The organism is Nonomuraea sp. NPDC049649 (assembly GCF_040675175.1).
GTDB lineage: Bacteria > Actinomycetota > Actinomycetes > Streptosporangiales > Streptosporangiaceae > Nonomuraea.
On sequence record NZ_JBFAOH010000044.1, the window covers coordinates 45,419 to 54,671 of the forward strand.

A 9,253-nucleotide genomic window follows, 5' to 3' on the forward strand; every position below is an offset into this window, starting at 1 on the left:
GGAGTACGATCCGGGGCGTCGGCTGTGACCCCGGGCGTACGGTGAATGCCCGCCCGGGGCGGACGACCCGGGCATGACCGTGACGCGATGGTGGCTCGCATGGACACCGTCGACCTCGCGCGATTGCAGTTCGCGCTCACCGCGGGCGCGCACTTCCTCTTCGTGGCGCTGACGCTCGGCCTGGCCACGCTGGTGGCCGTCATCCAGACCCGGGCCACCATCAGCCGGAACCCGGTCCACCTGGGCATGACCAGGTTCTGGGGCCAGCTCTACGTCATCAACTACGCGATGGGCATCATCACCGGGCTCGTCATGGAGTTCCAGCTCGGCATGGCGTGGAGCGGGCTCACGGAGTTCGCCGGGAACGCGTTCGGCTCCGCGCTGGCGCTGGAGACCATGGTCGCCTTCTTCATCGAGTCGACCTTCCTCGGCCTGTGGATCTTCGGGTGGGACAAGCTGAACCGGTGGGCGCACCTGGCCACGATCTGGATCGTCACGCTCACCGCGTACGCGTCGGCGTTCTGGATCCTGGTGGCCAACGGGTTCCTGCAGAACCCGGTCGGCTACCGGTTCGACGGGAACTCTCTGCACATCACCGACTTCGGCGCGATGGTGGCCAACCCGGCGGCGATGGTGGCGCTCGGGCACGTCCTGGGCGGGGCGATGATGGTCGGTGGCTTCTTCATGGCCGGGGTGAGCGGCTACCACCTGCTCAAACGTACTGCTGACCTGGACTTCTTCCGGAAGTCGCTGCGGGTCGGGGTGGGTGTGGCGCTGCCCGCGACGATGGTCACGGCCACGTTCGGCGGGCTCGGGTTCGCCACGCTGCAGCCGGGCAAGCTCGCCGCCTGGACGGGCGACGCCGAGCGGGCCGCCGAGGTGCAGGCGGAGATGACGGCGCTGCACGGGCCCGGCTACTACCTGCCGCCCGAGGAGTGGGTGCGGAGCTCGGCGCTGGCGATGCTGATCCTGTTCGCGATCATGTTCCTGCTGTCGGGGCTGAACTTCCTGCTCATGCTCGTCCGGCCGGTGGTGCACCGCTTCCGGGCCTGGCACGTGCTGCTGGTGGCGGCGATCCCGCTGCCGTTCCTCGCCATGATCGCGGGGTGGATCTTCCGTGAGGTGGGGCGGCAGCCGTGGGCCGTGCACGGGCTGCTGACCACGCGGGACGCCATGTCGCCGATCAGCGAGGGGATGATGCGGTTCTCGCTGGCCGCGTTCGCCGCGGTGTTCGCCGTACTGGTTGTGATCAATTACTGGCTGCTGGCCAGGGCCGCCCGCCGCGGGCCCGACGGGGTCGCGCTGGGCGTGCGGCCCGCCGAGAAGCCCGAGCCCGTCCCCGCCTTCTGAGGAGCGACTGTGGAGATCTTCATTCTGGCCTTCTTCGCGCTCGGCTACCTGGTGCTGGCCGGGGCCGACATCGGGGTCGGCATGGCCCTGCCGTACCTGGGGCGCACGCCGGAAGAGCGGCGTGAGGTGATCGCCGCCATCGCGCCGTTCTTCCTCGGCAACGAGGTGTGGCTGGTGGTCACGGCGGGGGTGCTGGCCGGGCTCTTCCCGAAGCTGGAGGGTGAGCTGCTGAGCGGCAACTACCCGCTGGTCGTGGCGCTGCTGCTGTCGTGGGTGACCAGGGACGCGGGGCTGTGGCTGCGCGGGCGGCTCACCGGGCGGCGCTGGCAGAGCTGGTGGGACGGCGCGATCGTCGCCGGGAGCTGGGGGCTGGCGCTGAGCCTGGGCGGGCTGCTCGGCGGCGTGCTGGTCGGGCTGACCGGGGCGCTCGCGGTGCTGCCCGTCGCGGTGCTGGCGGCGCTGTTCGGCGCGCACGGGCTGGCCTTCGCCGCGCTGCGGCTCCGCGGCGAGCCCCGGCGGCGGGCGGCTGCCCTGTCGGGCGGCGCGGGCGAGGCCCGCACCTACGCGCTGACGGCCTCGGCGCTGCTGGTGGTGGGGGTGCTGGCCGGGCTCCGGCTGCCGCTGGAGCCCGGGACGTCGGGGGCGGTGCTGGTGCCGGCCATGCTGGCGATGATGCCGCTGATGGTGGCTGCCCAGGGCTGGGTCTGGTGGACCTTCCGGCACCGCGTCACCGGCCCCTCCTACCTGTGACATCCTCCCCGCCCTGAAGGACGGGGCATCCAGCCTGTGGGAATCCGGTGGCCTAGAGGTTGCCGCCGCCGGTGGCGTCGAGGGTGCCGCCGGTCATGAAGCCGGCGCCGGGTGAGGCGGCGAAGGCGATGACGTCGGCGATCTCGTCGGCCTCGCCGATCCGGTTGACGGCGTGGACGCTCGCCGCGTACTCCCGGCCTTCGGGGGTGTGCAGCCAGCCCGCGTTCACGTCGGTGTCGATGATGCCGGGGGCGACGTTGTTGACCGTGATCCCGCGCGGGCCGACCTCCTTGGCGAGCGCGAGGGTGAAGGTCTGCACCGCGCCCTTGGTCATGGCGTACGCGATCGCCTGGGGGAAGGCGATGCGGGTGACGCCCGAGGTGACGTTGACGATGCGGCCGCCGTCCGGGATGAGCGGCAGCAGGAGCTTGGTGAGGAAGAACAGGCCGCGCACGTTCACAGCGAAGATGCGGTCGAAGGTCTCCACCGTCTCCTGGTCGATCGGTACGGAGGTGCCGATGCCGGCGTTGTTCACCAGGACGTCCAGGCGGTCGGTCTCCTGCCTGAGCTGGGCGGCCAGGGACTCGACCTCGGCGGGGTCGCCCAGGTCGGCCCGGAGTGCGAAGGCGCTGCCGCCGTCCGCCTCGATCAGCCGGACGACCTCCTTGGCCGCCGCCTCGTTCACTCCGTAGTGGACGCCGACCCGGAGTCCTTCGCGGGCGAGTCGCAGCGCGGTGGCGCGGCCGATGCCTCTGCTCGCACCTGTCACCAGAGCGGTCTTCATGCGCGCTTCCTTTCTGTAGTGATCGCTACAGAACGATAACATAGCGATCGCTATAGAATGGTTCGCATGGCGAGAAAGCGAACCTTCGACCGTGACGAAGCACTCGACCGGGCGTTGCGGGCGTTCTGGCGTCACGGGTACGAGGCGACCTCGATCGCCGAGCTGACCTCGGTGATGGACATCCGGCCACCCAGCCTGTATGCGGCCTTCGGCGACAAGCGGCGGCTGTTCGAGGAGGCGCTCCGGCGCTACCAGGAGAGCTACGGCGCCTTCACCGCCCGCGCGCTCGCCGAGGAGCCGACGGCCCGCCAGGCCATCGAGCGGATTCTGTACGAGGCCGCGGACGAGTACACCGACCCTGACCACCCGCACGGGTGCATGATCATCTCAGCGGCGGTGAACTGCGGGCCCGATTCGTCCGAGGTCGAGGAGGATCTGCGGCTCAAGCGGGAGGCCGCCAAGGCCGCGCTCCGGGAACGGATCGAGCAGGATGTGACGGCCGGAGTCCTGCCGCCGGACACGGACGCGGCGAGCTTGGCGGCCTACTACGCGGCGGTCATCCAGGGCATGTCCACCCAGGCCCGCGACGGCGCCACCCGCGACGACCTGGAACGGACCGCTGCCTTGGCGATGCGCGCCTGGCCTGCGACGACGTGATTCACCGGGATTTGACGGAGGCGTCCTCCACAGGCTTCGTGCGGGATGACACCCGTAGCCAGCGTGTCTCGTACGGGTCGAGAGGGAGGCGCACGCTGCCTGCGGCGGGGACCTCGACGGTGCCGTCCACCAGCAGGTCGGTCAGCAGGCAGCCGGCGAGGTCGTCGAGGGCGAGCTCGGCCTGGGCCGCCTGGTCGCACAGGTTGTGGACGGCGACGACCGTGGCGCCGCCGGCGTCGGCGCGGTGGGCGTGGACGGACGGGTGTCCGGCGTCGAGGACCGCGTGGTCGCCCCAGGCCAGCTCAGGGCACTCGCGGTAGCGCTCGATGAGGAGCTGGAACCAGCGGAGCAGGGAGCCGGGGTCGCGTTTCTGGTCGGCCACGTTGACGTGTTCCGGGCCGAAGCGGCCGCCGGGCATGGGGCGGACCGGCTCGGCGGGGCTGAAGCCGCCCTCCTCCGACCACTGCATGGGGGTGCGGACGGCCATGCGGCCCTCGACGTCCAGGTTCTCACTGAGCCCGATCTCCTCGCCGTAGAAGATCACCGGCGTGCCGGGGAGGGAGAACATCAGGCTGTAGGCGAGCTTCATCCGGCGCGGGTCGCCGTCGAACATGCCCGGCATGCGGCGGCGCAGGCCGCGGCCATAGATCTGCATGTTCTCCTCCGGGCCGAACGCCTGGAACACCTCGTTCCGCTCGCCCTCGCCGAGCTGGTCCAGGGTCAGTTCGTCGTGGTTGCGGAGGAACATCGCCCACTGGGCGTCCTTGGGCTCCTTGGGCCGGTCCCGTAACGCCGCCGCGAGCGGCGCGGCCTCCTGGCGGGCCAGGGACAGCCAGGCCCGCTGCATGGCGGTGAAGTCGAAGCAGAGAGTGAGCTGGTCGCCGAGGCCGTCGCCGAAGTAGGCCGTCAGCTCCTTGTAGGGCAGGTTCACCTCGCCGAGCAGCACCGAGCCGCCGTTGCGGCGGGTCATGAACGCGCGCAGGCCCTCCAGGAACTCGTGCGGATCCCCCAGCTCCGGCGAGACGTTCTCGATGAGGAACGGCACCGCGTCCACCCGGAACCCCGACAGCCCCAGCTCCATCCAGAACCCGAGGATGCGGGAGATCTCGTCGCGGACCTCCGGGTTGCCCATGTTCAGGTCGGGCTGGTGCTTGTAGAAGCTGTGCAGGTAGTACTGGCCGGAGTGCTCGTCGTACTCCCAGACGCTGTCCTCCTGGTCGGGGAAGACGACCTGCTGCGGGTCCGGCTCCGGTTCGTCCTTCCAGACGTACCAGTCGCGCATCGGCGCGTCCTTGCCCTCGCACGCCGCCAGGAACCACGGGTGCCGGTCGGAGGTGTGGTTGACGACCAGGTCGGCGATGACGCGCAGGCCCCGGTCGTGGGCGGTCCGCATGAACTCGACGAAGTCGCCGAGCGTGCCGAGCCTGGGGTCGATGCTGTAGAAGTCGGTGACGTCGTACCCGTCGTCCTGGTTGGCCGTGGGGTAGAACGGCATCAGCCACAGACAGGTGACCCCGAGCCCGGCGAGATAGTCGATCTCCTGGGTGAGCCCGCGGAAGTCGCCGATCCCGTCGCCGTCGCCGTCCTTGAAGGTCTCGACGTCGAGACAGTAGACGACGGCGTTCTTCCACCACAGGTCGCTCGTATAGGTCATCCGCATGCGGGGCGAGCTACCCCAAAGAACCCGTAAAGAACGGGTTTTCAGCCGTCGAAGCTCCGGCGGGCGGATTCGAGGTGGCCGAAGTGCTGGTGGGTCCAGTCGCAGATGAGGTCGACCGTGGCGCGCAGGGCCCGGCCGGGCTCGGTGAGCGTGTATTCCACGCGGGGCGGCACGGTGGGGTAGACCGTGCGCACGGCCAGGCCGTTGCGCTCCAGCATGCGGAGGTTCTGGGTGAGCATCTTGTGGCTGATGCCCTCGACCTCGTCGCGCAGCTCGCTGAAGCGCAGGGTGCGGTCGCCGAGCGCCTCGATGATCAGCAGCGCCCACTTGTTGGCGATGTCGGAGAAGATCTCCCGCGCCAGGGAGTCGGCGCGTCTCAGATCCGCCTCGGACGAGCCGCTGAACTGCTTGGTCACCATCGGGTTCCCCAGTCACTGAAAAGTGCGTTCTTCCATGTCAGGAAACACTCTCCTAGGGTTCCTCAGTAACCGCAAGAGACTACGTAAGGAACCTCATGGCCGTATCGCTCATCAACCCCGGCAACCACGTCCAGGTCCCGCTCTACCACCACGTCGCGGTGTCGACGGGCAGCAAACAGGTCCACATCGCGGGCCAGGTCGCCTGGGACGAGAACGGCGAGCTCGTCGCCCCGGGCGACCTCGCCGGGCAGGTCGCCCAGGTCTACCGCAACGTCGCCAAGGCGCTGGACGCCGCGGGGGCGACCTTCCACGACGTCGTCCGCTTCACCTGGTACGCCGCGGGCTGGAAGCGGGAGATGTACGACGCGTTCAACGCGGGCGTCGAGCAAGCGGCCCGCGAATTCGACCTGGCCACGCCCCCGGCCGCGCTGATCGGGGTCGACGTCCTCTTCGAGCCCGGCATCCTCGTCGAGGCCGAGGTCACGGCGGTCATCGACTGACCGTGGACCACAGGCCGCAGCGGTGCTCGCGCGCCAGATCGACCGGCCGGACGGCGCCGGGGGCCAGGGAGAGCGTGAACGGCTTCCGGTCCCGCGTCCGCCGCCAGCCGGGGTCCCCGGTGCGGGCGAACCGGGCCCAGTGCCCGATGATCGTGCGGGCGAGACGGCGCTGCTCCGCCGACAGGCCCCGCTCCGGCCCGCCCACCCGCAGGTCGAACAGGTAGAGCGCGTCGGCCGAGTGGTAGGCGCCGTAGGGGTATCCGACCGGCGGCAGGGTCGGCGGCGTGGACCGGTCGGCGAACTCGTACCCGTACGTCGGCACGTGGCGGGCGAAGAGCCGGTTGCGCTCGAAGGTGGGGCAGGCGAACGCGCTGTCCGTGGTCACCCGGGCCCAGGTGCGGCTGGGCGGCTCGTCCCGGCGCACGGGGTAGGCGGCGAGCACGCGCCCGGCGTCCTCGCCGAACGCCTCTCGTACGTACCGCTTGTACGCCTGAGCGGTCAGCGGCCCTGCGGCCAGGTCGTGAAGCGCCTGGATGTACGTGGTCTCGTCCTTGGTGCTGCCGGAGAGCACGGGGACCCGGTGCGTGCGGCCTTCCCTGAGCATCCGGTAGGGGTCGCGAGGCAGGACGGCGCTCCCGTAGGCCGGCCCGGCGAACTGGCCGAACACCGTCATCAGCCGCTCGGCCGGGAGCCTGCGCAGGCAGTCGGCCGCGGTGGCCGGGTCGGGGCAGCCGAGTTCGGCGGCGCTGCTGAGGCCGCGGGCGGCGAGGGCGTCCGGGCTCTCCCAGGGCGGCACGGACGGCAGGCCGGGCGCGAGCAGGTTGGCGGGCAGGTTCTCGGTGCAGAAGGCGCTCTGGATGATCGCCCGGTGGAACAGGCCCTTCGCGGTCGGGGAGGCCAGGTGGGCGCAGACGCTCTGCCCGCCCGCCGACTGCCCGAACAGCGTCACGGCCTTGGGATCGCCGCCGAACGCCCGTACGTTGGCCTTGACCCAGCGGAGCGCCGCCTGCTGGTCGGCGAGCCCGAACGCGCCCGAGCCGTCGAGGCCGGGCAGGCCGAAGTTGCCGAAGACGCCGAGCCGGTAGTTGACCGTGACGACCACCACGTCCCCTTGGGTGGCGAGGCGGCGGGCGTCGTACTCGCTCCCCGAACCCTCGACGAAGCCGCCGCCGTGCAGCCACACCATCACGGCTTTCGGTGTGCGGGGGCTCGCCGTCCTGGGGGCGGTGACGTTCAGATACAGGCAGTCCTCGGCGTCGGTGGCGGGCGTCCCGGTGATCGAGGCCTGCTGTGCGCAGCGGGGGCCGGGCCGGGTCGCGTCCCGCACGCCGCGCCACGGCTGCGGCGGTCGCGGCAGCCGCCAGCGCAGCGCGCCGACGGGGGCGGCGGCGTAGGGGATGCCGTGGAACTCGCGGTGGCTCGCGTGCTCCACGCCGCGCACCCACCCGTCACGTGTACGGACGACCTGGCTTTCCGCTGAGGCGGCTCCCGTGAGCACGGTGGCGCCCGCCAGGACGGCCAGGAGCGTGCGTCCTATCCGGCCCGCCATCAGTCGCCGCCCTTGAGCCACGCCGGGACCCCGCCCCTGCCCAGCAGCGCCAGCCCGGCGACCAGCAGCAGCACGTGCCCGAGCAGCGTGAGCGACGTCGGCAGCCCGAGATGGTTCAGCACGAACCAGCTCTTCCCCCCGCCCGCCACGTTGTTGATCAGGCCGCCACCGCCCTGCACCGCCATGACCAGGCCCACTGCTTTGACCACGACTCCCCCTTAGATCAATACGTCTGTACTGATTTGAGGCTAGGCCCGGTCCGGGGGTCGCGTCAATTCGGTACGATCGACTTGGGAAAGGGGTTGGCATGAGCGACGAGCGGCCCGGCGTGCGCGGGCTGGGCGCGGCCCACGACGAACGGCGGCGGCACATCATCGAGGCCGTGTTCGCCATCGTCGACACGGCGGGCACCGACCAGGTCACCATCCGGAACGTGGCCGCGGAGGCGGGCGTCTCGGTCGGGCGGGTCCAGCACTACTTCCCCACCAAGGACGCTCTCCTGTCGGAGGCTTTCGCCGCGATCAACGACCGCGGCACCGTGCGGGTCGACGCGCAGCAAGACGAGGACCCGGCCGCGATGCTCACCACGCTGGTGGACGCGCTGATCCCGGGGAACGAGGAGGAACTGCGGCTCTTCCGGATCGCCCAGGCCTTCGAGGTCTACGCGCTGCGGCGGCCTCACCTGCGCGACCGCCTCGCCCGCGGCTACGACGACCTGGCCGGTCTGATCGCCCTGCTGCTCAGGCGCCTCGCGCCTCAGGACCCGCCGGACACGTTCCTGCCCCAGGCCCGGGAACTGCTCGCGCTCGCCACCGGGCTCGCCGGGCTCATCGCCACCGGCGCCATCACCCCGGAGCAGGCCCGGCAGATCTCATCCCGCCGACTCGCGGACACCTTGAGCGGCATTCCTCCACATACGCCGACGATTGACCACTAGGGTCTGATCCGCAACGGATCTCCCGGAGGGCACCTGCCATGAGCGACTACACCATCACCTTCGACCTCATCGACACCGACAAGGACGGCCGCATCTCGGCCGAAGAACTCGTCCGCCTGATGGAGATCCTCGGCCAGCCGGTCACCCTGGAAGCCGCCCAGGCGGGCGTGCAGCGCCTCGACCAGGACGGCGACGGCCTCATCGACGTCCACGAGTTCGGCGCCTTCCTCAAGCCCTAGCTTCGGCGCCGCCGGAGGCGCACCATGACGATGCGACAGGTGGCGCCTCTTCTCGTTTTCTCGTGGCTGCCTGTGCGGCTTCTCCTCGTCCGGTTACCGAGCAGCGGAGCGCTTCCCCGGCCGTGACGGTGGTGACCACGCCGGGGCATCACGGTTTTACCCCTTGGGATCGTGTGCTGCGAGGAATTCAAGGGACTTTCTGAGTTCGGCGGGCACAGACTCCTGGACGACAGGCCGACGACGCGTTTCCGATGATCCCTCGACACGTGTCTCCAGTTCTTCCAGGGCCGCCTCGATCGCCTCTTTGCTCATACTCATCTCTCGGGCCATCTGCGACACGGTCAGTCTCCTGGCCCGCAGAGTCTTGATCTGCGTCAGGACATACTCGCTGAACGAACACATGATCGC

Annotated in this window: 12 protein-coding genes; 6 read left to right on the forward strand and 6 right to left on the reverse strand. The window is 70.3% G+C overall.

The window, feature by feature from the left end; genetic code table 11:
- The first annotated feature begins 99 nt into the window (after nt 1–99).
- On the forward strand, nt 100–1,350 hold the full coding sequence (locus AB0J42_RS32820; protein ID WP_364301417.1) for a cytochrome ubiquinol oxidase subunit I: 1,251 nt from the start codon (nt 100–102) through the stop codon (nt 1,348–1,350).
- A 9-nt stretch (nt 1,351–1,359) separates the two neighbouring features.
- Nucleotides 1,360–2,100 carry a cytochrome d ubiquinol oxidase subunit II gene (locus tag AB0J42_RS32825; protein ID WP_364301419.1) on the forward strand — a complete coding sequence of 247 codons (741 nt, stop codon included), beginning with the start codon at nt 1,360–1,362 and terminating at the stop codon, nt 2,098–2,100.
- 52 nt (nt 2,101–2,152) lie between these two features.
- Here the strand turns inward: AB0J42_RS32825 and AB0J42_RS32830 are convergent, their stop codons facing one another.
- A complete protein-coding gene (locus AB0J42_RS32830; protein WP_364301421.1) occupies nt 2,153–2,884 on the reverse strand; it encodes an SDR family oxidoreductase in 732 nt (243 codons plus the stop codon).
- 66 nt (nt 2,885–2,950) lie between these two features.
- Between AB0J42_RS32830 and AB0J42_RS32835 the strand changes: the two genes are divergently transcribed.
- Nucleotides 2,951–3,541 (forward strand): TetR/AcrR family transcriptional regulator, encoded by a 591-nt coding sequence (locus AB0J42_RS32835; protein ID WP_364301423.1) that lies wholly within the window; start codon nt 2,951–2,953, stop codon nt 3,539–3,541.
- Between the two features lies 1 nt (nt 3,542).
- Here the strand turns inward: AB0J42_RS32835 and AB0J42_RS32840 are convergent, their stop codons facing one another.
- Both AB0J42_RS32840 and AB0J42_RS32845 read right to left on the reverse strand, forming a co-directional pair.
- Nucleotides 3,543–5,201: an alpha-amylase family protein gene (locus tag AB0J42_RS32840; RefSeq protein ID WP_364301425.1), complete on the reverse strand. Its 1,659-nt coding sequence runs from the start codon at nt 5,199–5,201 to the stop codon at nt 3,543–3,545.
- Between the two features lie 41 nt (nt 5,202–5,242).
- A complete protein-coding gene (locus tag AB0J42_RS32845) occupies nt 5,243–5,620 on the reverse strand; it encodes a helix-turn-helix domain-containing protein (protein ID WP_364301427.1) in 378 nt (125 codons plus the stop codon).
- 95 nt (nt 5,621–5,715) lie between these two features.
- Between AB0J42_RS32845 and AB0J42_RS32850 the strand changes: the two genes are divergently transcribed.
- Nucleotides 5,716–6,120 (forward strand): RidA family protein, encoded by a 405-nt coding sequence (locus tag AB0J42_RS32850; RefSeq protein WP_364301429.1) that lies wholly within the window; start codon nt 5,716–5,718, stop codon nt 6,118–6,120.
- Here AB0J42_RS32850 and AB0J42_RS32855 read toward each other — a convergent pair.
- Both AB0J42_RS32855 and AB0J42_RS32860 read right to left on the reverse strand, forming a co-directional pair.
- Nucleotides 6,110–7,669 (reverse strand): carboxylesterase/lipase family protein, encoded by a 1,560-nt coding sequence (locus AB0J42_RS32855; protein WP_364301431.1) that lies wholly within the window; start codon nt 7,667–7,669, stop codon nt 6,110–6,112. The genes AB0J42_RS32850 and AB0J42_RS32855 overlap by 11 nt on opposite strands.
- Nucleotides 7,669–7,878: a hypothetical protein gene (locus tag AB0J42_RS32860; RefSeq protein WP_364301433.1), complete on the reverse strand. Its 210-nt coding sequence runs from the start codon at nt 7,876–7,878 to the stop codon at nt 7,669–7,671. The genes AB0J42_RS32855 and AB0J42_RS32860 overlap by 1 nt, the downstream gene beginning before the upstream one ends.
- 98 nt (nt 7,879–7,976) lie before the next feature.
- Between AB0J42_RS32860 and AB0J42_RS32865 the strand changes: the two genes are divergently transcribed.
- Complete coding sequence (locus AB0J42_RS32865; RefSeq protein ID WP_364301435.1) at nt 7,977–8,606, forward strand: TetR family transcriptional regulator C-terminal domain-containing protein; 630 nt, start codon at nt 7,977–7,979, stop codon at nt 8,604–8,606.
- Between the two features lie 38 nt (nt 8,607–8,644).
- The gene (locus tag AB0J42_RS32870) at nt 8,645–8,845 is read left to right on the forward strand and encodes an EF-hand domain-containing protein (RefSeq protein WP_364301437.1); all 201 of its coding nucleotides are present in this window, start codon (nt 8,645–8,647) and stop codon (nt 8,843–8,845) included.
- 156 nt (nt 8,846–9,001) lie between these two features.
- On the opposite strand, the gene AB0J42_RS32875 is transcribed toward AB0J42_RS32870, so the two are convergent.
- Nucleotides 9,002–9,253: hypothetical protein (locus tag AB0J42_RS32875; RefSeq protein WP_364301439.1), on the reverse strand; the 252-nt coding region annotated here is incomplete at its 5' end.